Annotated in this window: 13 protein-coding genes; 8 read left to right on the top strand and 5 right to left on the bottom strand. The window is 66.4% G+C overall.

The window, feature by feature from the left end; genetic code table 11:
* The first annotated feature begins 438 nt into the window (after nucleotides 1-438).
* Nucleotides 439-849 carry a PleD family two-component system response regulator gene (locus K2Z83_RS23245; RefSeq protein ID WP_220597564.1) on the top strand — a complete coding sequence of 137 codons (411 nt, stop codon included), beginning with the start codon at nucleotides 439-441 and terminating at the stop codon, nucleotides 847-849.
* An 8-nt stretch (nucleotides 850-857) separates the two neighbouring features.
* Nucleotides 858-4,778 (top strand): PAS domain S-box protein, encoded by a 3,921-nt coding sequence (locus K2Z83_RS23240; RefSeq protein WP_370650268.1) that lies wholly within the window; start codon nucleotides 858-860, stop codon nucleotides 4,776-4,778.
* Here the strand turns inward: K2Z83_RS23240 and K2Z83_RS23235 are convergent.
* The 5 genes from K2Z83_RS23235 to K2Z83_RS23215 form a co-directional block, all read right to left on the bottom strand.
* Nucleotides 4,744-7,077: a histidine kinase N-terminal 7TM domain-containing protein gene (locus tag K2Z83_RS23235; protein ID WP_220597562.1), complete on the bottom strand. Its 2,334-nt coding sequence runs from the start codon at nucleotides 7,075-7,077 to the stop codon at nucleotides 4,744-4,746. The genes K2Z83_RS23240 and K2Z83_RS23235 overlap by 35 nt on opposite strands.
* Nucleotides 7,078-7,083: 6 nt before the next feature.
* A complete protein-coding gene (locus tag K2Z83_RS23230; protein ID WP_220597561.1) occupies nucleotides 7,084-8,232 on the bottom strand; it encodes a hybrid sensor histidine kinase/response regulator in 1,149 nt (382 codons plus the stop codon).
* Nucleotides 8,229-8,657: a DUF4388 domain-containing protein gene (locus tag K2Z83_RS23225; RefSeq protein ID WP_220597560.1), complete on the bottom strand. Its 429-nt coding sequence runs from the start codon at nucleotides 8,655-8,657 to the stop codon at nucleotides 8,229-8,231. The genes K2Z83_RS23230 and K2Z83_RS23225 overlap by 4 nt, the downstream gene beginning before the upstream one ends.
* Before the next feature lie 69 nt (nucleotides 8,658-8,726).
* Entirely contained in the window at nucleotides 8,727-9,803 is a 1,077-nt protein-coding gene (locus tag K2Z83_RS23220) for an HD domain-containing phosphohydrolase (RefSeq protein WP_255604437.1), read from the bottom strand.
* Between the two features lie 169 nt (nucleotides 9,804-9,972).
* Nucleotides 9,973-11,067: an STAS domain-containing protein gene (locus tag K2Z83_RS23215; protein ID WP_220597558.1), complete on the bottom strand. Its 1,095-nt coding sequence runs from the start codon at nucleotides 11,065-11,067 to the stop codon at nucleotides 9,973-9,975.
* Between the two features lie 483 nt (nucleotides 11,068-11,550).
* On the opposite strand from K2Z83_RS23215, the gene K2Z83_RS23210 reads away from it, so the two are divergent.
* From K2Z83_RS23210 to K2Z83_RS23185, 6 genes are all read left to right on the top strand, one after another.
* Complete coding sequence (locus K2Z83_RS23210; RefSeq protein WP_220597557.1) at nucleotides 11,551-13,083, top strand: ATP-binding protein; 1,533 nt, start codon at nucleotides 11,551-11,553, stop codon at nucleotides 13,081-13,083.
* An 87-nt stretch (nucleotides 13,084-13,170) separates the two neighbouring features.
* Nucleotides 13,171-14,229, top strand: a complete 1,059-nt coding sequence (locus tag K2Z83_RS23205) for a substrate-binding domain-containing protein (RefSeq protein WP_255604436.1) — start codon at nucleotides 13,171-13,173, stop codon at nucleotides 14,227-14,229.
* A gap of 55 nt (nucleotides 14,230-14,284) precedes the next feature.
* Nucleotides 14,285-15,658 carry a response regulator gene (locus K2Z83_RS23200; RefSeq protein ID WP_305082520.1) on the top strand — a complete coding sequence of 458 codons (1,374 nt, stop codon included), beginning with the start codon at nucleotides 14,285-14,287 and terminating at the stop codon, nucleotides 15,656-15,658.
* 82 nt (nucleotides 15,659-15,740) lie between these two features.
* Entirely contained in the window at nucleotides 15,741-16,526 is a 786-nt protein-coding gene (locus K2Z83_RS23195; protein WP_220597554.1) for a response regulator transcription factor, read from the top strand.
* A gap of 21 nt (nucleotides 16,527-16,547) precedes the next feature.
* On the top strand, nucleotides 16,548-18,656 hold the full coding sequence (locus K2Z83_RS23190; RefSeq protein ID WP_220597553.1) for a response regulator: 2,109 nt from the start codon (nucleotides 16,548-16,550) through the stop codon (nucleotides 18,654-18,656).
* Nucleotides 18,657-18,665: 9 nt separating this feature from the next.
* A complete protein-coding gene (locus K2Z83_RS23185; protein WP_220597552.1) occupies nucleotides 18,666-23,120 on the top strand; it encodes an ATP-binding protein in 4,455 nt (1,484 codons plus the stop codon).
* Nucleotides 23,121-23,230 lie beyond the last annotated feature (110 nt).

The following is a 23,230-nucleotide window of genomic DNA, read 5'->3' as shown; positions in this document are numbered from 1 at the left end:
AACATCGTCGCCCGCAGGGCAAGCTGAAGCTGTGCGGCCAATTCATGGAGATGCTCGGCAAGCCAGCGGGCGACCTTCTCGCCGGGCTGTCCGGTGTCCGTTGACGCCCATGCGCCTGTCTGATTCGGGTTGGCAATGTCCATGTAACGGTGAACCCGATAGGAATTCCCAGAAGCGGGCTGGCATGGGGGCACCGTGGCACCCGCTTGCCAAATTGTACCTATTGTAGTCAGCCGGCACGGCACCGTCTATACGCGCTGTGTATCTCCTGTGGTCATGTTGTGTGTACAGACTGGGCGGCGTGGCGTAAGCTTGACAATAGCTGATACACAACCAGTACAGACAGTGCGCGTAGGAGCCGGTACACTAGATTTGTCGGTCGGCAGGCATGCGAACGGCGCAGTTACGACAGGTGGTAGTACATCACTGCGGTATGATATGCTCAAACTATTAGTCGTCGAGGATGATCCAAACATACGCAACCTGCTGACGCGCCGGCTGAACCGCGAGGGGTTTCAGATCATCACGGCGAGCAATGGCGTGCAGGCGGTCGCGCTGGCGCGGGCCGAGCGGCCCGCGCTCATCCTGCTCGACATTGATATCCCCATCCTCGATGGCCGGAAGACAGCGCAGCGCCTGCGGGCGCACCCGGAGACGCAGGGCATCCCGATCATTGTGCTGACGGAGTCGCAGCTTGAAGAGAGAGATGATCAGCTCGCGGCGTATGGGTGCGATGCCTATGAGCCAAAGCCGATCAACTTTCCGCAGATGATCGCGCGGGTCCGCTGGCTTGCCCGACCGGATGGCGGCGAGCGGCTGCGCGCTCCAACGCCGATGAGCATGTGCTGAGAGCGACTATGCGTTTATTGTCCCATCCCACTCCCGCCGAGCCGCATGCGCTCGCCCAATGGCGCGAGCATATCATGAGCCGGGTCTTCCACCTGATCATCCTGGCGTTTCTGCCGCTGCTCGCGCTGGATGTCATCAGGCTGCTCGCACAGGCCGCCTATGTCGCGGTTGTGGCGGATCTGCTGCTCGGCGTCGCTGGCGTGGCCCTGGCCGTTGCGCGGGGCGTCCCCTACCAGTGGCGCATCTTCTCAACCCTCGGCATCAGCCTGATCTTCAGCACCTATTTGCTGATGAGCGGCGGCCTTGTCTCCGCCGGTCGGGTCTATATCGTCGCCGACGTCCTCATCGCGGCGCTCATCCTCAGCCGCCGCTCAACGCTGCTGGTCTGGCTGAGCGGCGCGGCGGCGCTGCTGCTCAGCGGCATCGCCTTTGCCAGCCGCTCCTCCGCCGAGGTCGCCGCAGTGGCGCAGCGGCTCACCGACCCGAGCACATTGCTGCTGAGCGCCCTGATCACCCTGACGCTGAGCGGGATGGCTGCGCTCAGCATCATCTCGCTGGTCGGCATACTGGGCCAGAGCCTCCGCGCCACTGAGCAGGCGCTCGTCGATCGTGATCGGGCGAACACAACCCTGGAGCAGCGGGTGGCTGCGCACACCGGCGAGTTTGAGCTGGCCGTCGATGAGCTGCGTGCGCGCGAGGTGCGCCTGCGCTCGATCCTCCAGACGGCGCTGGACGGCTTCTGGGCGATCGATATGCAGATGCGCTTCACCGATGTGAATGAGGCCTACTGCGCGATGTCAGGCTATAGCCGCGCCGAGATGTTGACGATGCGCATCCCTGATGTCGAGGCGGCCGAGCAGACAGCGGAGACCGACGCCCGCATCCGCAGGATCATGGCCACCGGCTCGGATCGCTTCGAGACCCGCCACCGGCGCAAGGATGGCCGCATCTTTGATCTTGAGATCGCCGTCACCTATATCTCCGACGGCGCGGGCGAGATGGTCTGCTTCTGCAGCGATATCACCGCGCGCAAGCAGGCCGAGCGCGAGCGCGCCATGCAGCTGCGCTACGCCGAGGCGCTGGCCCATTGCTCGCAGCTGCTGCTGCGCCAGCCTGAGAGCGACGCCGAGCGATGGGAGATCCTCGATGCTGCGCTCACCAGGCTGTGCGAGACGGTCGGCGTGAGCCGGCTCTATGTCTTCATGCCCCCGGACGATCTTCAGGGCGAGATCGCCCTGAAGATCCTGGCAGACACGCACGCGCCGGGTCTGCCCGCCTACATCGAGCCGTCGCCCGTGCAGATCTTGGACGCCCCGCACGAGATGCTCGTCGCGCTTGGCGAGGGCCGCTGGTTCGGCGGGCCGGTCCCCGGCCAGTTCCCCCATAACCCTCACTTCCAGCAGTCGCTCGATCAGAATGATGTTCAGGCGATCCTGATGATCCCAGTGCTTCTCGGCGGGAAGATGTGGGGCACGCTCACCGCCCTTGACCGGGTGCATGCCCGCGAGTGGGATGCGGCGACCATCCAGCTGCTGCGCACCGCCGCCGAGATCATCGCCACCTTCCAGCAGGGCTGGGAGGCGAACCAGGCGCTGCGCGAGCGCGAGCACTTCATCCAGCGGGTGATGGAGGCGACCCCCGATGTGGTTCACGTCGTCGAGCTGGCGACGCGGCGCAGCCTCTTCATCAATCGCCCGATCGCCCCGGCGGTCGGCCTCGCCCCCGAGCTGGTGCAGAGGGTTGATGAGGATGCCCTGCGGCTGATGCTGCACCCCGACGACTACGGGCAGGTGGCCGATCACTACGGCCGGCTGTCCGCCGCCGCCGACGGAGAGGTCTCCGAGGTCGAGTATCGCGTCCGTCTCGGCGACGGGCGCGAGCGCTGGCTCCTGAGCCGGGCCCAGGCCTTTGCCCGCGATGACGCAGGGCGCGTCACGCAGATCCTCAGTATCGTCCAGGACATCACCGAGGACAAGCACACTTCGCATGCGCTGGTGTCCAGCGAGGCCCAGCTGCGGGCGCTGCGCGATGCCCTGCCCGACATGCTGTTCATCGTGCGCGCCGACGGCACCATCCTGGAGTTCTACGCGTCGCGCCAGGATGATATGCTGGCGTCGCCAGAGTCGTTCCTCGGCCAGAGGCTCGACCAGGTGCTCCCGCCGGAGGTCGCCAGGATGGCCTACGCCGCCATAACGCGGGTGCAGGCGTCGGGCGATATGCAGCTGTTAGAGTATATGCTGTCGCTGGGCGTGGGCGAGCGGGCGTTTGAGGCGCGGATCGTGCCGATCGCCGGCGACACGCTGCTGTTTGTCGTGCGCGACATCACCGAGCGCCGCCAGTCCACCGAGGCGCTGCTTCGAGCTAAGAATGCCGCCGAGGCCGCCGATAAGGCCAAGTCGACCTTCCTGGCCCACGTCAGCCACGAGATCCGCACCCCGCTCACCGCGATCATCGGCATGGCCAGCCTGCTGCAGAGCACACACCTCTCGGCGCAGCAGCGCGAGTATCTGGCGACTATCCGCACCGGCGCCGAGACCCTGCTGACGATCATTGGCAACATCCTCGACTTCTCAAAGATCGAGGCGGGCCAGATCGAGCTCGACTTGCAACCCTTTGATCTGCGGGCCTGCCTGCACGATGCGGTCGATCTCGTCGCGCTCGACGCCGGGCGCAAGGGGCTCGCGCTAGAGTATGTGGTCGATGCGGCGGTGCCCGTCTCGCTGGTGGGTGATCGCGGGCGGCTGCGCCAGGTGCTGGTGAACCTGCTGGGCAACGCGGTGAAGTTCACCGAGCGTGGCTCAGTGCGGCTCGCGGCGGGCGGGCGGGCGCTCGCCGATGCCGAGTACGAGCTGGCGCTGAGCATCCGCGACACGGGGATCGGGATCGCGCCCGAGTATCTGTCGCAGATCTTCGAGCCGTTTGTACAGGCCGACAGCACGACGACCCGGCGCTTCGGGGGCACCGGGCTGGGCCTGACGATCAGCAGGCAGATTATCGAGCGGATGGGGGGCGAGATCCGTGTGACCAGCGGGCCGAGCGCGGGCTCAACCTTCATGATCCGCCTGCCGCTGCACATCGCCGCCCTGCCCATGCCCGCACATGTGGGCGCCGCAGATGCTGGCCTCAGGCCGATGCGGAGCCAGCTGCGCGTGCTCCTGGCGGAAGACAACCCGATCAACCGGGAGGTGCTGTCGCGGCTGCTGGAGAGCCTTGGCATCGTGCCCGACCTGGCGCAGCATGGGCTTGAGGCGCTGTCCGCCGTGGCCCGCCAGACCTACGATGTCGTGCTGATGGATATCCAGATGCCTGAGCTCGACGGCGAGCAGGCGACCCAACGCATTCGCGCGCTGCGGCATATTGCCCAGCCCCATATTATTGCGCTGACCGCCTCGGCGCTTCGCGGCGACCGCGAGCGCTACCTGGCGGCGGGCATGGACGACTACCTCAGCAAGCCGGTGCAGGTCGAGGATCTGTGCGCCGCCTTGGACCGGGCTGGCCTGCGCGGCGGTGAGCCGGCCCGATCTGAGCCGGCCCTCGCCCCGGCGCCGTCTGCGGATGCGGCGCGGCCAGATGATATGATCGACTGGCACATGATCGATCGCCTGCTCGCATCGGTGGGGGGGGGGCAGGATCAGGTGTCGGCGATCGTGCTGGATCTCTTCCGCAGCGAGCTCTCGGCCCAGGTGGAGGATATCGCCGGCGCGATCGCCGCCGATGACCGGCCCCGCATCCGTCTCCTTGCCCACAAGCTGCGCGGCGGCAGCCGGCAGCTCGGCGCAGCGCTGCTGGCCGATCACTGGGAGCTGATCGAGGCGGCGGCGCAGATTTCGGGCGAGCCGCTCGCCGAGCTGCTCGCCTATGCCCGCCATCTCTACGCTGCGACGCTGGCACAGCTCACTGAGCGTCTGGGCCATACCCCATCGGCGTAGCATCGCCTGGGGCGACCGGCAGGCTCAGCGTGAAGACCGACCCCTGGCCCGGCGCGCTGCTCACACTGATCGTGCCGCCCATCAGGCTACTGAGCCGCTGGCAGAGGGCGAGCCCGATGCCCATGCCGCCGTGCTGCCGCGTGCTCCGCATATCGCCCTGGGTGAACTCGGTGAAGATCTGGCTGATCTGCTCGTCGGTCATGCCGATCCCGCTATCGGCGATCACGAAGCGGATCATCGCCGCAGGCGCGCCCGGGGTGAGCGATCCGTCCTCGCGGGTCACGCGCAGGCAGACGCTGCCGTCTGCGGTGAACTTACAGGCGTTCGCTAGAAGCTGCTGGAGGATCTGGCGCAGATTCGCCAGATCGGTGATCACCACGCCGAGATCATCGGCGCACTCAACGCTGAGCGTGTTGTCGTTCTGCGCCGCGAGCGGGCGCGCCCCGGCGATCACATTGGCGACGAGGGTGCCGAGCTCAACCGGTCCCAGGCTCAGGCGGGCCTGGCCGGCCTCGATCTGTGAGAGCTCGATGACATCGTTGACCAGGGTGAGCAAGTGCTGGCCGGAGGCCGTGATCTGGTCTAGATCGCGGAGGGCCTGCTCATGCGCGGCGGCCCCCAGCTCTTCAATGAGCAGCTGGCTGTAGCCGATGATCGCATTGAGCGGGGTGCGCAGCTCGTGGCTCATCGTGGCGAGGAATGCGCTCTTGGTGCGGCTCGCCGCATCGGCCAGCTCGGCCAGCTCGCGCTGGGTCTCGTACATCTGTGCGTTGCGCACCGCCAGCGCGATCTGCCCTGCCACCGCCCGCATCAGGCCAGCGTGCTCAGCGGTAAAGAAGCCTCGGTCTTGGTGCGCGAGCGTGATCACCCCCAGCACCTGCGCGCGATCCAGGATGGGCACGGCCATCGCCGCGCCGGCCGCGCCCTCCAGCTGGAGCCAGCGCGGGTCGCGGGTGGTGTCGTCGATGATGGCGACCTCGCGCTGGCGCACGGCCCACCCGGCGAGGCCATCCACAAGCACACGCGTGATCACCGCGCGCTCGACCTCGTAGGGGGCGGCGCTGCTCTGGAGGCGGATGCTCTCGAAGACGCTCAGATCCTCGGCGAGCAGGAAGATGCTGCCCCGGCTGGTGCCGACGAGGGCGGCCGATGTCTCAAGCACGCCGCGGAGCGTCTCGCGGAGGGTGGGCCGCGCGGCGGCGGCCTGGGCGACGGCGGCAAGCCCGGCGAAGAGATCTTTCTGGGCGCGCAGCTCGGCCTCCCCGCGCTTGCGCTCGGTGATGTCGCGCAGGACGATCAGGCAGCCGGTCTGCTGGCCGCGCCGGTTGCGCAGCGCCTTGCGCCGCACATCGTAGGTCCTCGCGCCCGCCCCCGCGCCGAGCGTCAGCTCCTGGAGGGCATCGTCGGCGCGCTCGGGCGCGGCGAGCAGCGCGGCGAGCTGTGGCGCGACGGCGGCGAGCGGCTGCGCGACGGCCGCGCCGAATGCGGCGGCGAAGATCTGCTGCCCGACCGGGTTGATATCGGCCACGCGCCCGGCGTCGTCGAGGACGAGCACGCCGTCGCCCATCTCCTCGATCAGGCGGTTGCGCGCCACGGGGACGATCGTCAGCAGGCGCGAGCTGTGGCTGGCCCAGCTGCACAGGATCCCGCTGGCCGTGAAGAGCAGCGGCGTCAGGTCGACGTCCAGCGGCAGGCCAATCTGCGCCAGGTAGAGCAGGTTGCCGGCCAGCGGGATGAGCCCGGCACCCATGAGCGCGGCCCCCTGGGAGCGGTAGAGCGGCGCCGCGTGCCAGGCCGCCCGCACGAAGAGCGTGCTGCCGATCAGGATCAGGGTGTAGGAGTAGAGCGTGTGGACCCAGAACCACCAGCCGTGGGCCGTGTCGAGCAGCAGCATGTCGCCGACGGGCTTCAGGGCGACCGTGGCCCAGATCAGGCCGTGGGCATCGTTCGACCAGGCCAGGGCCAGCGTGATCAGGGGGGTGAGGGCCAGGGCGGCGAGGCGGCGCGGGCGGAGCCAGCGGTCGTGCCCGCCGTAGCGCCAGGCGTAGATCAGCCATAGCGGCGGGATGCTCACGATCGAAAGATACTCGAGCCGCACCCAGAGCATGACCCGGTCGAGGTCGCGGCTCGCTAGCTCCATGGCGTACGCCGAGGACCACCAGCTCAGGGCGAGCATCAGCAGCGCGAAGCTGAAGTAGCCGCGCGTGCGGTGGTACATCGCCCACGCGGCCAGAGACGCCGTGAGGGCGGCCGCGCCGATCAGCGCCACAGCGAAGAGGGAGACAAACTGCGCGCTCATGAAGTGCTACTTTGGATGTGTTGTTGCGGAATGCGCGACCGGGAGAGTGAACGAGAAGGTGCTGCCCGCGTTGGGGGCGCTGGAGAACCAGATCCGGCCGCCCTGGAGCTCTACGAGGCGGCGGGTGATATTGAGCCCCAGGCCGCTGCCCGGCTCACCCCCATCGCGCGCGCTCATTGTACGGAAGAACGGGCTGAAGATACGATCTTGCTCATTGGCGGGGATGCCGATGCCGCTGTCGCGCACGGACACCTCGATCATCGCGGCGTCGAGCTGCGCGGCGCTGAGCACAATGGAGCCATACGGCGGGGTGTACTTGCCGGCGTTGCTGAGCAGGTTCGTCAGGATCTGGATGAGCCGCACCTCGTCGGCCATCACGAGCGGCAGATCGGGGGGGATGTCGATGCGCAGGCGGTGGTGCCGGTCGGCGAGCAGCGTACGCATCGTGTTGCTGGCGGCGGCGGCGGCGACGGCGAGCCGGGACGGCGACGGATCAAGCCGCAGATGGCCCGAATCGATCTCCGAGAGATCGGTCAGGTCGGCGAGCAGCGTCTTCGTCAGGTTAGCGAGGCTGCGGATCACGCGCACGCCCTCCTCTTGCTGCGCGGTGATCGGGCCGAACACCTGGAGCAGCAGCAGATCGGCGTAGCCGGCGATCCCGGTGATCGGGTTCTTCAGCTCGTGGGAGAGGATCGCGACAAAGTCGCTCTTGGCGCGGTTGGCGGACTCGGCCGCCGCCAGGGCGGCCTGCTCGCGGTCGTGCAGCCGCTTGCGCACGAGGCAGGCCTCGACGCGCGCATCGAGCAGCACCCGGTCGACCGGCTTGAAGAGGAAATCATCGGCGCCGAGCGAGATGCATCGGGCGACATCCTCGGTGCTGTTGAGCGCGGAGACGACGACCACTGGCGTGTGCCGCAGCGCCGGGTCGGCCTTTAAGATGGTGAGCGTCTCGAAGCCGTCCATCACCGGCATCATGATATCGAGCATGATCAGGTCGGCCCGCTGCGTGCGGAGCAGATCGATCGCTTCGCGGCCATTTGCCGCCTGCATCACCCGATGCCCCAGCCGCACGAGATAGAGCTCGATGAGCTGCCGGTTCTGCGGCAGGTCATCGACCACCAGGATCGTGGCGGGCTGGGGCATCTCGTTGATCATCGCGGGCTCGCATCGGCGGATGTGAGCCGCAGCCATGCCGTATAGGTGGGCGCCCGCTTGCCCGCGATCTCTCTCGTCGGGGGGGGGGCTGCGGGAGCGTTGCGGTGCTCCAGCTCCTCGCCGATCAGATCGCTGGTGGAGCGTCTGATCGTGACGGGGTAGCTGCCGCTCGCCGGGTCGGGGCTGTAGCTATAGTGGCCGCTGGTCCATGTGAAGAGATCGAGGATGGCCTGCTCGCCGGCGTGCAGCGGGCGCCGGTCGCTCTTGCTAAGGATGATCGCGCTCACGACCTGGCCATCCCGTAGCCAGAGCAGCGCCCACGCGGTCTCGTTCGAGATCTGCAGCTTGCCGCTGCGCGCGTTTCGCCCAAATATATAGAGTAGGCGCAGTGTAGAGATATTCGCTAGTGTACCTTCGGTTTCCATAAGAGCCCCCTTGTATGTATGTATGCCCTGCTCGGCTGAAAGGTGAGCGCGTAGCCGCCCTGCGGCGCGCTACGACACGGCCGCCATGATCCGCGGCAATGGCTCTGGGTAGATCGCTCCCAGCGAGACGATCATTCCAGGGCGGTAGAGCCCCTCCTGGATTACAACCTTGTTCAGCGCCTCGATCACCTGCGGGTCGTAGCGCGAGCCGCTGCACGCACGGAGCTCAGTGAGCGTCTCATCGACGCTCCAGGCGTGCTTATACGGGCGCTCGTGGGTCAGTGCGTCGAAGGCGTCGGCCACCGCGACGATCCGCGCCATGATCGGGATGTCGTGGCCCCCGATACCCTGAGGGTAGCCGGCGCCGTCCCATCGCTCGTGGTGGTAGAGGGCGATCTCGTGGGCCGCCTGGAGCAGCGGGAAGCGGCTATCCTCAAGCATGCGCGCCCCCATCGCCGCGTGCTCCTGCATCCGCCTGAGCTCCTCTGCGGTGAGTCGGCCCGGCTTGCGCAGGATGTAGTCGGGGATCGCGATCTTGCCGATATCGTGGAGCGGCGCGGCGCGGCGGATGAGCTCGACCTGCTCCTCATCGAGGCCGATCGACCGGGCGATCAGCGCCGAGAGCCGGCCGACGCGCTGGGTGTGCAGGCCCGTCTCCTCGTCGCGGTACTCGGCGGCCTGCGAGAGCCGTAGGATGACCTCGGTCTGGGCCTCGTCGATGTCGCGCAGGCCACGCTGGACCTGCTGGCTCAGGTGATGGTTCTGCGTCTGGAGCTGCAGGTAGAGGCGGCGCGTCTCCAGCAGGTTTTGGATCCGCAGCACGACCTCGGTCGGGTCGAAGGGCTTGGTCAGGAAGTCCTTCGCCCCCAGGGACAGGGCGTGCCGCCGCGTCTCGGGGCTCATATCGGCGGTGAGCACCAGGATGGGCAGGTAGACGCCTTCGGGGATGCACTGGTTCAGCAGCTGCATGATCGTGATGCCGTCGAGGCCGGGCATCATCAGGTCGAGCAGGATGATATCAGGCTGGTACTCGATATAGGTCGACAGGGCCTGGTAGGGGTCGCTCAGGCTCTGAACAGAGGTAAAGCCCTCGTGCTGAAGAATGCGCTTGAGCAGCTGGAGGTTGATCTCCTGATCGTCAACCAACAATATCTTTTTATCAAAAAGGCTTACGCCCCGATTCATAGAAGGCCCCCTTTGCTCACGCCCAGATACCCGTTGGCTGTACTATGGTATACGCTGGGGGCGGGGAGGTCTATGCGCTTTCTGTGTTAGTTGTGATGTGATCATGTGCGAGGTGCCAGGGGTGATGGCCCTATCGCAGCACAAACAGCGTCCCGATGGCCTGCTGTAGCGTCGCGTGGGTCTGGAGTTTTGACAGGTCGACCCCCAGGCTGACGAGCGCCTGGGCGACCTCGGGCCGGATGCCGACCAGGATGGAGCGCGCGCCGAGCAGGCGGGCGGCCTGCGCGGTGCTGAGCAGCACCCTGGCCACGTGGGTGTCGATGATCGGCAGCCCCGTCACATCCAGGATCAGCGTCCGCGCCCGCTGGGACTCGATCTGCGCGAGCACGCGCTGGAGCAGCAGGCTGGCTCGCGCGCTGTCGAGCGCGCCGACGAGCGGAACGACCAGGGCGTCATGGCTGATCGGGATCATTGGCAGCGAGAGGTCTGTGATCAGATCGCTCATGCGCTCCCGGGCATCCAGCGACTCCTGGAGGGCGAGCGCGTGCGCCTCGCTCTCGGCCAGCGAGACGCTCAGCGCGGCGGTGCGCTCGGCCACCTGTCGCTCAAGGCTGGCGTTGCTCATGGCCAGGGACTGGTTGGCCAGCTGAGTCTCGGCGCGGGCCTGCCGCGCATCGCGGAGCGCCCGCGCGGTGGTGACCATGTTGATGACCACGATCATCGCGGCGAAGGCCTGGAGTATGCCGGCGTTGACGCTTGTGACCAGGATGCTCGGCGCTACTTGGGCCTCCTGCCGGCTGAGCAGGGCGGCCATGATCAGGGCGGCCAGATTCATCGCCACCATGCCCCAGGTGGCGATCGGCGACAGGATGACTCCGGCGATGAGGATGTTCAGGAGGAAGTAGTAGGCGCTGGCCGAGAAGTCCGCCGAGCCGAATATCGGGACAAGCACCAGGCTTGCGGTGGTGGAGATGATGACGAGCGTCGCCACGAGGCTCACGTGGCCCCGGTGCGTCAGCACGATCAGCCACGCGCCCAGGGGTAGCGCGATGATCGAGTTGATCAGCGGGCCGTTCCGGCCGTTCAGCACTGTGATCGGTAGGGTCAGCAGCGTGATGCCGATCAGCCCCCAGAGTATCGTGAGCAGGTTCTGCCCTCTGCGTCGAAGATCCTCGTCGGCGTGGATCATGACGAAGATGCGGGACAGTCGACGTGCGTGGAGCATGACGTTACCTCAGAGAAGGTCTTTGACACTGGTACTCAGCTGGACGCGGTGTGTGGTCGCTCAGCCGTGACTCCCAGCGGCCAGGGTCATCTGAGGGCCGATGCCGCGATCATTCTACGCCTGGCTCCTGGCGCGCACTATGCGACTTCTGTATCGGCTCCGGTGCGGTTGCGTATCAGCCGCGGGGCATCTCTGCCCCGCGTTTGCGCACTGTGGCGTTCTGTAGCCATTGACAGGCGCTGTCACAGCTCTATGATACATGATATCTGCTGCGGTAAGTGCTCCCCGCGCAGCACATGACACATATCATGATGACGCCCTCTACGCAGGGGACATAGACCTATCATGCGCGATCAGCTACGATATAGATACGCGTGTGGACGGTACCACCCGTCTGATGAACTGACTCATACCATATCCTACACTACAACCATGCCGCTGCACTGGCCCTCCCAAAACCTGACTCGTCAGATCTTGCTCGTGATGTTGATCAGTATTACGGTTGTCTTGGCTATCTCGACCGCCCTGAGCATGCGTGCGTCGCAGGCCTACCATAAGGAGGATATGCTTGAGCGGGCCCTGAGCCAGCTCGACGTGATCAGCTATGCGGCCAGCGTCTACTTTGCCCAGGGGGATACGCACCAGCTGATCTTGACCGGCCAGTCCGCGACGGAGGGCGGCGAGCCGCTCTTTGTGGCCTTCTACGCGCTCGATGGCCAGCTGCTCGGGGCGACGGCGGCCCCGCTTGCGCCCGATCAGGCGCGGGCGGGCTTCGGCGATCTCCTCCAGCGCGCGCAGGAGCGCCACGACTATCAGGAGCGCTGGAGCGGCGACTTTCTTGAGATCGCGCACCCGATCATCTATCAGGGCCAGGCTGCCGGCATGATCGCTATGCGCTTTAGCACCGCCGACCTGTCGGCGGCCTTTCGGCGCGAGCTTGTCAGCAGCATCACCACGGCCGTGCTTCTGATTATCGTGCTCAACCTTGTGGTCGGGCTGCTCCTGCGGCAGCTCGTCCTGATGCCGCTGCGCCGGCTCATCTCCGCGACGACCCAGATCAGCGCCGGGCGCTGGGTCGACCCGCCCGGCCAGGATCGCCCCGACGAGTTCGGCGCGCTCGCGCGCTCGTTTGGCCACATGCTCCGCGCCCTCCGCGCCCGCGAGTCAGAGCTCCATGCGCAGGTGGCGGCGACCCACCGGCTGAACGCCGAGCTGGACGCGCGGGTCGCCAAGCGCACCAGCGAGCTGGCGCTGGCCAAAGAGGCCGCCGAGGATGCGAACCGCATGAAGAGCCAGTTCCTGGCCAACATGAGCCACGAGCTGCGCACGCCGCTCAACGCCATCCTTAACTTCACGCAGTTTCTCGGCAAGGAGCGCTACGGCACGCTCAGCGAGCGCCAGCATGCGCTTCAGCAGCGCGTGCTGGTGAATAGTGAGCATTTGCTAGGCCTGATCAACGATATCCTCGACCTCTCGAAGATCGAGTCTGGCCATATCGATCTTGTATACGAGGACATCGACCTGATGCCTGTCTTGCGCGGGGTGATGGCGACGACGGTCGGCCTGACGAAGGAAAAGCCGATCCACATCGACCTGGATGTTCCCACAGCGCTGCCCATGGTAAGGGGCGACAAAACCCGCATCCGCCAGGTGCTGCTCAACTTGCTCTCGAACGCGGCGAAGTTTACGCACCAGGGCGCGATCACGCTGCACGTCGAGCGGCGCGATGATCAGATGCTCTGTGTCACCGTCCGCGATACCGGCATCGGGATCGCGCCCGAGCACCACCGCCTGGTGTTCGAGGAGTTCCGCCAGATCCAGGGCGACATGACGCGCGAGTATGGCGGCACTGGGCTGGGCCTGTCGATCAGCAAGCATCTGATCGAGATGCACGGCGGCCAGATCTGGCTGGAGAGCGCCCCCGGGGCTGGGTCGGCGTTCTCGTTCACCCTGCCCTGTGCGGACTCGGCGGCGCGGAATGGCAAGCATAAGGGATGTGTTCCTTGCTCCCCTTGAGGGAGAGGGGATGAGGTGAGGGATGTGCGGCGGCAAACGCTCAAGCGGTTACGAGCCTTGTCTATCTGGAGAAAGGAAGTGTGGGTCATGATCCGGCGGCGCACAGGTTTTACTGCCATCCTCGTATCACTGATCGCGCCCTTACTGCTCGTCGCCTGCGGACGGGCTGAGGCAACGTCACTGCCCGCGACGCCGCTGCCGGCGGGTGCCGTTGACACCACGCGCTACAAGAAGGCCCCGCCCTATACATTCTGCTTTAGCAATGCCTCGGCCTCAAACTCCTGGCGCCTTTCGATGGTTGAGCACGTCCGCTACGAGGCGCGGCACCACGCAGAGATCGCCACCTATCGCGAGGCCGATGCCAAAGATGACCCGGCCACCCAGATCAGCGACATCCAGCGCCTGCTGTCCGAGGGCTGTGATGCGCTGCTCGTCAGCCCGGCGAAGCTCGATGAGCTCAAGCCGTCGATCGACGCGGCGATGGCCCAGGGCGTCCCGGTGATCCTGATCGACCGCACCGTGACGGGTGACAACTACGTCTCCTATGTCTCGGCCAATAACTGCACCATCGGCCAGCTCCAGGCCGAGTGGCTGGTGCAGGAGCTGGGCGGGCGGGGTGATATCGTGCTCCTTTCGGGCGTTAAAGACTCGAGCGTGGCCGAGGATCGTATGCGCTGCGCCCGTGAGGTCTTCGCCAAGGCACCTGAGATCCACGAGCTGGCCCAGGCCTACGCTAACTGGTCGCCGGTCGATGGCAAGAAGGCGATGCAGGGCTGGCTGCAGACGCTCGGCCATATCGACGGGATCTGGTCTGACGGCTCACAGGGCGTGGGCGCGGTGGAGGCATACCTGGAGGCCGGCGTGCCGGTGCCGCCGATCACTGGGGGTGATATTAACTCGTTCCTTAAGCAGTGGAAGCGGAACGGCTTCTCGGCGGTGGCCGTCAGCTACCCCGCGCGGGTCGGCCAGCTTGGGGTGACGACCGCCCTTGATGTGCTCGCCGGTGTGCCGGTGCCACACCACGTCGATATTCCGCTCAAGGTGATCACGAACGATACGCTAGATTCGTATGTACGCATGGACCTGCCAGATGGCTTCTGGGGCGACTCGGACCCCGAGGTCGTTAAGCTGATGTTCCCGCAGTGAGACGCTGGCGATGAAACATCACCATGAGCAGCCACGGGCTGGGTGCCTTCTGTCCATGCCCATGGGCGACATCTTCCTCTTGCTGAGCACAGTGATCCTGCTGCTCATCGGCGGTATCCATCTCTACGCGTGGTTCTGGCTGCGCCAGGATGGTGCGGTGATCGCGCAGCTCCTCCCGCCCCTCTGGGCGCTTATATGGGCGCTCTCATGGCTGGTCCTGATCACGCTGATCCTGGCCCGCCGGAGCGCCGTCCAGCAGGAGGGCCAGCCCCCCATCGACGGCACCGCGGAGGCCGCCGAGCTACGCCAGCAGGTCGACGCGCTCGAGCGGCGCGTGGCAGAGCGCACGGCCGAGCTCCAGCAGGCGAACGCGCGCCTCGGCGAGGCCGCGCGGGCGGCCGAGGAGGCCAGCATGGCGCAGCGCCAGATCCTCGCCGACATGTCCCATGATCTGCGCGCACCGCTCAACGCCATCCTCAACTTGACGCGGTTCCTCGGCAAGGAGCGCTATGGCACGCTCAGCGAGCGCCAGCTGGATCTCCAGCAGCGCGTGCTGGCCAACGCCGAGCGCATGCTGGGCCTAATTAACGCCACCCTCGGCTATCGCGCGGTTGAGGGTGGCGCGGACATGGAGCCGCCGCCGCCCGCGCCGGGGCCGCCGCGCCCCGCGCCGGATGCGGGGCGCGACGCGCCGCCGATGGTCGTCATCGTCGATAATGATCGAAGCTCCCAAGAGATCTGCCGCCTGCACCTTGAGCCCCAGGGCTACGCCGTCACCCCTGTGCTCGACATCCGCCACGCGATCGAGCGAATCCGGCAGATCCGGCCGCAGCTCGTGATCCTCGACGTGCTGATGCCGCACCTCAACGGCTGGGATGTGCTGGGGGAGCTAAAGACGAGCCCCGACATCAGCCCGATCCCGGTGCTGATCTGCTCGACGGCCGATCAGCAGCGGCTGGCGATCACCCTGGGCGCGAACGACTACCTGCCCAAGCCGATCGACGGTGCGGCGCTGATACTGCGCATCCGCCGCCTCATAGAGCCGCTGGCGACGATCCTGGTGATCGATGACGACCCCGACGCGCGCGAGATCGTCCGGCTCTCCCTCGACGAGCAGCAGTGCCGTGTGGTCGAGGCGACCGACGGGCGGGCCGGGCTGGCCTCTGTGGAGTCTGTGCGCCCCGACCTGATCGTCCTCGACCTGATGATGCCTGGCATGGACGGCATCGCCGTGCTTGAGCGGCTGCGCGCCGAGCCGCGCACCGCGCGGACACCGATCATGGTGCTGACCGCCAAAGAGCTGACTGCCAGCGAGCGCGCATGGCTCCAGGCGCGCATGATCTGCTGCGTCCAGAAGGGCCAGCTGTCCGCCGACCAGCTCCGAGATCAGATGACGCGGCTCATACGATCATCTATAGTGTCTCTATGATGGCGCAGCTGCCCTCGTCCCGCCGGTAAACGAAGACTGGATCCCTCGCGCCTTCATCAAAATGAACCCTGGTGGTGACCCAATGACGGAGCTGTCTACTATTCTTATCGTCGATGATCAGCCCGAGCTGCTGCTCGGCCTCCAGATAACCCTAGAGGCTGCCGGGTATAACGTGCTCACGGCGCTTGACGGCAACATCGCCCTCGACATCCTGCACCGCAATACCATCAGCCTCATCCTGGCCGACATCGCGATGCCCGAGCTCAACGGCTACCAGCTCTTCGAGCAGATACGCGCCGACCCAGAGCTGCTGCGCATCCCGTTTATCTTCCTGACCGCGCGGGCGATGGCGAGCGACATCCGCTACGGGAAGACCCTCGGGGTCGATGATTACCTGATCAAGCCGATCAAGCCCGAGGATCTGCTCGCCGTCGTCGAGGGGCGGCTGCGCCGGGCGCGTGAGCTCAAGGCGGCGGCCCCGCCGGATCTGAGCGCGGCGGAGCGCCTGCCGCCTACGCCCTCACCCGCCGCCAGCGCGCCCGAGCTGGCGAGCGACCTGATTGAGGTCGGCGGACTCTGGGTCGCGCCGAGCCAGCACCGGGTCTGGCTCAACGGCGACGAGATCACCTTCTCGGCGCGCGAGTTCCGCGTGCTGGAGTGCCTAGCCCGTCGGGCTGGCCAGGTCGTGCCGCCGCGTGAGATCGTGAAGGTCAGCCACATGATCGACACCGACGACATCGATGCCAGCGGCCTGCTGCGGCCGCTGATCCGGATCCTGCGGCGCCGGCTGGGCTACGAGATCGGCGAGATGGGCTGTATCGAGAATGTGCGCGGGGTTGGCTACCGGCTCGTCGCGCCTGAGGGATAGCCGAGCGCAGGAGCAGGAGCTATGGCACAGATTGGCCACGTCCTCGTGGTGGATGACGACCCGGTGATCCGACAACTCATGCAGCGTTCGCTGGAGGCCCAGGGCTGCACGATCACTGTTACCGGCACAGCGCGTGAGGCCGTTGCTGCGGCGCTGGCCCAGCCGCCCGACCTCATCCTGCTCGATGTGATGCTCCCCGACCTCGATGGGATCGAGCTCTGTCGCCGCGTGCGTGCCGAGGTGCAGCTGGCCGAGGTTCCGGTGATCATGATCACATCGCTCAACGACCCCGACGCCCGCATGCGTAGCCTAGAGGTCGGCGCTGACGACTTTATCACCAAGCCGATCGATTTCATCGAGCTGCGCGCCCGGGTAGGCTCGATCCTGCGCCTGAACCGCTACCGGCTGCTGCTCCAGGAGCGCACGCAGCGGCAGCGCGCTGAGGAGGAGATGGCCCGGCGCAACCGCGAGCTATCGCTGCTGAACGGCTTCATCGTCACGTCTGCGGCCAGGCTCCAGACATCCCTGCAAATGGAGGGCGCCGTCCACCACGCATGTACCGTGCTGGCCCAGGCCCTCGGCCTAGCGGCGGCCGAGGCCTGGCTGCTGCCCGACGATGGCGCCGAGCTGCTGTTCACATCGTCGCTAAGCCTGGCGCCTCCGTCGGCCCAGCCGGTAGCGTCGGCGATCCTGTCGTATGAGCGGGCGCAGCAGCTCGTGGCGGCCTATGGCGCCATGCCGTCGGCCCTCGATAGCGCGCTGGCCGAGCCCATGCGGTGGCCCAACAGCCAGCACGAACCGATGCCCCACGCTGTGCCGATCATGCTCAACGGTCGGGCCTCTGGCGCGATTGTGCTGCTCGCCGAGAGCGAGCGCCGCTTCGACGCCCAGGACCGCGCGTTCGCCCAGAGCCTGGTCAGCGCGCTCGGGCAGGCGATCGAGACCGCCCTGCTCAACCGGCGGCTACAGCGCCACGCCGAGCAGATGGAGGAGATGGTCGCGGTGCGCACCAACGAGCTTCAGGCCGAGCGAGATCGCACCCAGGCCATCCTTGAGGCTCTCGGCGAGGCGGTGTTCGTCACCGACGAAGACTGTATCATCAACTACGCGAACCCCGCGACGACCATCCTGACGGGCTACAGCGGCGAGGAGCTGATCGGTAGATCCTGGTGCCTGCTGCAGCACGACGAGAGCGCCAGGCTGCTCTACCAGACGATCCACAGGCATGTGCGCGCCGGGAAGATGTGGCGCGGCGAGCTGCTGGACAGCCGGCGCGATGGCTCCACCTACGACGCGGCGCTGACGGTCGCCCCGATCTTCGACCCGCAGCGCCCCGACACGCCCGCGGGCGTCGTCAGCGTCCACCGCGATATCACGCCGCTCAAGGCGGCCGAGCGCACGAAGGACCTGTTCATCTCGAACGTCTCGCACGAGCTGCGCACGCCGCTCTCGATCATCGCGCTGCACAGCGGCAACCTCGACACCCTCTACGACCGGCTCGGCGAGGAGCGGCGGCGACACCTGATCCGCGAGGTGCGCGCCCAGGCCCAGCTGCTCGACGATCTGATCAGCGATATCCTCGACCTGAGCCGGATCGACAGCGGCGGTCTGCTGAGCGAGGATCGCCGGATCGACCTTGGCGAGATCCTGTCGCAGGCCGTCGCGCAGCTGCGCCCGCTGGCGAGCAGCAAGGGCCTGCGCATGGAAGTGCAGGCCGAGCAGAATCTGATCCTGTCCGGCGACCCGGCCCAGCTCGGGCAGTGTGTCCGCAACCTGATCAGCAACGCGATCAAGTTCACCGCCGGTGAGGGCGTGATCCGCTGCGAGTGTCGCCGGCTGGATGTCGGCCCGCCCTCGCCCGGATGGCCCGGCTATAGCGCCGCCGACACCGGGTTCTGGGCCGGGCTGCGCATCGTCGATACGGGTATCGGCATTGACGCCAAGCATATCGGGAACCTCTTCGAGCGCTTCTACCGCGTCCAGAGCCAGACCCACGTCCCGGGGACGGGGCTCGGCCTGGCGATCACACGCGAGCTGATCACGCGCCATGGGGGCTGGACGGGGGTGGCCTCGACGCCCGGGAGCGGGAGCACCTTCGCATTCTACCTGCCCCTTATCGATGAGCGCTAAGGCCCACTGATGCTAAAGAAACTGTTCCCGACCGAACAGATCGAGACTCCCATGCTGCACGCATGGCGCGAGCATGCGCTGAGCGGGGTGCTCCGGATCATCATCGCGCTCACCTTCCTGCCGCTTGTCGTCGACACGGTCGGCTCCTACCAGCGCGGCCAGATCGAGCATATCGTCTTCAATGGCGTGTTCTACACCATCCTGGTGGCGTTTGTCCTCGTGCGATCCATCCCCGTCCAGAGGCGCGTGATCGTGATTATTGGGATCTGGCTCGGCTTTAACGGCTATATCCTGATGCACCTGGGGCTCGTCTCATCGGGGCGAGACAACCTCTTCGCCATCGTTATGCTGGCGGCGCTGCTCCTCAGCCGCCGGCAGGCGTTCGTCGTCTGGCTGCTCGTTGCGGCGATGATTGGTGCGGGGCTGACGATCTTTTCACAGCAGCCCGCCGAGCATATCGCCGAGGCGGTCGCGCGGATAACCGATGTGAATACGCTGCTGACCCATGGCCTGCTCATGATCGGCATCAGCGGGGTGATGGCCACTCTGGCGCTCAGGCTCCAGAGCAGCTTCAGCAAGAGCTTACAGGCCGCTGAGGAGGCGCTGGCCGAGCGCGACCAGCTGAACGCCGAGCTGGAGCAGCGCGTGGCCGAGCGCACGGCCCGGCTTGAGCAGGCGCTGGCAAACCTGCACGCCAGCGAGGTGAAGTACCGGACGCTGTTTCAGACGATGCCGGCCGGCGTCGTGATCACCGATGAGCGCGGCCAGCTGCTGGAGCACAATCTGGCCGCCGGGGATATCGGCGACCCGCTCGGCGCGGCGGGCGCCGCCGCCGCGCAGCTGATACGCGCCGACGGCGCCCCGATGGCGATGGACGAGCACCCGGGGGTGCGGGCGATCCGCGAGTCGCAGCCGATCAGCGACGCGGAGGTCGGTCTGCTCAGGCAGGGCGGCATCCCATCCTGGTACGCAGTCACCGCAGTGCCGCTCGATCTGCCCGGCTACGGGGCGATGATCGTTTATAGCGAGATCACCGCGCGTAAGGCGGCGGAGCAGATGCTCAAGCGTCAGCTCCAGATGCAGGCCACCATCGTGCGCAGCTCACAGATGCTGCTCGACCCAGCGCTCACCGACGATGATCAGCAGCGCCTGCTGACGGCATCGTTGGAGGCCATCTATACGGCGACCGAGGTGAACCGGATCTACTTGCTGCGAACGATCGACGACCCGCAGCAGGGCCTCTCAGCCCGCGTGGAGATCCAAGCCGGCCCCGCCGAGACCACGATGCTGCGCGGCCGGCAGATTGCCTGGGGCCACCTGCCAGACGGCGTCCGCCACAGCCTGGAGTCAGGCAACCTCTGGCTCGGCCCCATCCAGGGCATGCTGCCCCCGCTGCCGTGGCTGCACCGGATCTTCGATGAGCAGGAGATCCGCTCTATCCTCTGCTTCCCGATCTTTGTGGGACAGGTGTGGTGGGGGGCGATCTTCTTCAGCGACCCGCAGCCCGACCGGGTGTGGAGCACACACGAGACGCTCCTGCTGCACACGATCTCCGGCGTCATCGGCACCACGCTTCAGCGCTGGCAGACGGAGACCAGCCTGAGTCAGCAGCTGCGCTATGCCGAGACGCTGGCGCACTGCTCACAGCAGCTGATCAGTAAGGGGGAGTCCCAACAGGCGCACGAGACGATCATGCGCGGCGTGCTCGACACGCTGCGCGAGGCGGTTGACGCGAGCCAACTGGCGCTCTACCAGAGCGTCCAGAAGCCGAGAGCTCTCGCCACGGCCCACGCGCCCGACGTGCCACCCCCGACCATCCCGAGCTCTGAACAACGAAGTGATATTCCGCCTGAGATCAACGCGGCTCTCGCTGCCGGTCAGGTGTTCAACGGCCCGGTTGGCGGGCACTTCCCAGATAGCTCAAGCTTCGCGGAGTTCCTCGCACAGAACAGAGCCCAGTCGAAGCTCCTGATCCCGCTCTTCCTCGATGGAGAGCAATGGGGCCTGCTTGCGACGACTGATACACGTAAGGCCCGCACATGGGATGAGCCGAGCGTCCAACTGCTGCGCACCGCCGCCGAGATGCTTGCCGCCGCGCAGCAGGGCTGGGAGGCCACCCTCGCCCTGGCCGAGCGCGAGCACTTCATCCAGCGCGTCATGCACTCGACGCCCGATATCATCTATGTCTTCGACCTGACCACCCGCCGCACCGTCTACATCAACCATGATCTATCGACGATGGTCGGCCACACCCCTGAGCAGATCCAGGTAGATGGCGTCGTGGCGTCTGATCTGCTGCTCGACGACGAGGATCTCGCCCGGCTGGAGGCGCACCGTCGCCGCCTGATCGCGGTCGGCGACGGCGCGGTGTCCGAGCTGGAGCACCGGGTGCGGCTCGCCAACGGCGAGCTCCACTGGGTGCTGAGCCGCGACCAGATCTTTATGTACGATGAGGAAGGGCGCCCGAGCCAGATCCTCTGCATCGCCCAGGACATCACCGAGCGTAAGGTTGCCGAGCAGGCCCTGGCTGCCAGCGAGGCCCAGCTACGAGCGCTGCGCGACGCCCTGCCCGATGTGCTGCTGATGATTCACGCTGACGGCACTATCCTCGACTACCACGCGCCACCTCATTCGCCGCCGCTGAGCCCGCCCATCGAGATCCAGGGACAGTCCATCATGGACCTGCTCCCCATATTCCAGATCCCCGACTCAATCATTGCCCAGATGCAGACGGCGATGTCTCATGTGCTGACGGCGGGCGGGGTCGCGACCTTCGAGTTTCAGCTGGGCCTTGGTATCGAGCAGCTCGTCTACGAGGCGCGGGTGGTGCCGGTGGTCGACGACACGCTGCTGTTTGTCGTCCACGATATCACCGAGCGCAAGCAGGCGACCGATGCGCTGCTCCGGGCCAAAGAGGCGGCTGAATCCGCCGACCGGGCCAAGTCGACCTTCCTGGCCCACATGAGCCACGAGATCCGCACCCCGCTCACCGCGATCATCGGCATGGCCGGCCTGCTGGCCGAGAGCTCGCTGAGCCCCTCGCAGCGCGAGAGCGCCGCGATCATCCGCACCGGCGGCGAGACTCTGCTCAGCCTGATCGGCAATATCCTTGACCTCTCGAAGATCGAGGCCGGCCAGTTTGATCTCGTCACGCAGCCCTTCGATCTGCGGGCGATCTGCCAGGCCGCGATCGACCTCGTCAGCTATGGCATCGCGCGTAAGGGTATCGGCCTCACCGTCCAGATCTCCCCGAACACACCCGACATGGTGATCGGCGATGGCGTCCGGCTGCGCCAGGTGCTCGTCAACCTGCTCTCGAACGCGGTGAAGTTTACCAGCCATGGCGCGGTGTGGCTCACACTGGACAGCCGTCAGCTTGACGCCGAGCAGTATGAGATCGTGATCGTCGTGCGCGACACGGGCATCGGGATCGCCCCCGAGCAGCTGGAGCGGATCTTCCGGCCCTTCGTACAGCTTGAGCGCGTGCTGGCCCACCAGGAGAGCGGGACGGGGCTGGGCCTGACGATCAGCCAGCACCTTGTCAAGCTTATGGGCGGGCGGCTTGAGGTGATGAGCGAGACTGGCGTCGGCACGGCGTTTACGCTGACGCTCCCCATCACCGCCGCGCTGGCCCCGCCCTCAGCGCTCGATGCGACGGTGGCGCGCAAGCCGATCACCGCGCTGCGCGTGCTGGTCGCCGAGGATAACCTGATCAACCAGGAGGTGCTTCGGCGCATGCTCGAGCAGCTCGGCGTCACGCCGGTGATCGTGGGCGATGGTGAGGCCGCCCTTGAGCACGTGCGCGCCGCGCCGTACGATCTGGTGCTGATGGACATTCAGATGCCGATCATGGACGGCGAGACGGCCGCCAGGCGCATCCGCAGCCTGGCGGATGAGATCGTCCAGCCCTCCATCATCGCGCTGACCGCCTCGGCGCTCCGTGGCGACCGGGAGCGCTACCTGGATGCCGGCATGAACGACTATCTGAGCAAGCCGGTGCTGCTTGATGATCTCCAGCGTGTGCTGGAGCCGCGCGCGTACGGTGTGCTCCCAGCCCCGCAGGCGGCGCCGACCCCGGTCGCCCCGAGCCCCACGACGACAGACCCTGCGGAGCTGATCAACTGGCCGGCACTCATGCGGCTGATGTCGTCATTCCAGATGCCGCTGGCAGATGCGGCTCATCTCGTCTCCAATCTCTACGAGCGCGAGCTCCTGGTGCAGATCTGCGCCATGGGCCCGGTGGCGCGGGCCGATGACCTGTCTTCGGTGGCGCTCCTGGCCCACAAGCTGCGCGGCGGCTGCCAGCAGCTCGGCGCGAGCGCGCTCGCGGACGTGTGTACCGCGCTGGAAACTGCCGTAAAGCACCTCGACAGACCCGCCATCGACGGCGAGATCGCGCAGCTGCGCGCGCTCTATGATCGCACATGGGCGCGCCTTCAGGAGCATATCCGCTCACTCGGCTGAGATTGGCACACACGGCGGCCGTCGCACGAGAATGCACCATAGCTGATACACAGCAACTATATATCCGCCGCCCCGCCCTTGCTATGATAGTTAGGGTTCATAACGAGATT

Source organism: Oscillochloris sp. ZM17-4 (assembly GCF_019599295.1).
Lineage (GTDB): Bacteria > Chloroflexota > Chloroflexia > Chloroflexales > Chloroflexaceae > Oscillochloris.
The sequence above is the reverse complement of the archived record's forward strand: the minus strand, read 5'-3'. Positions and strand labels throughout refer to the sequence as shown.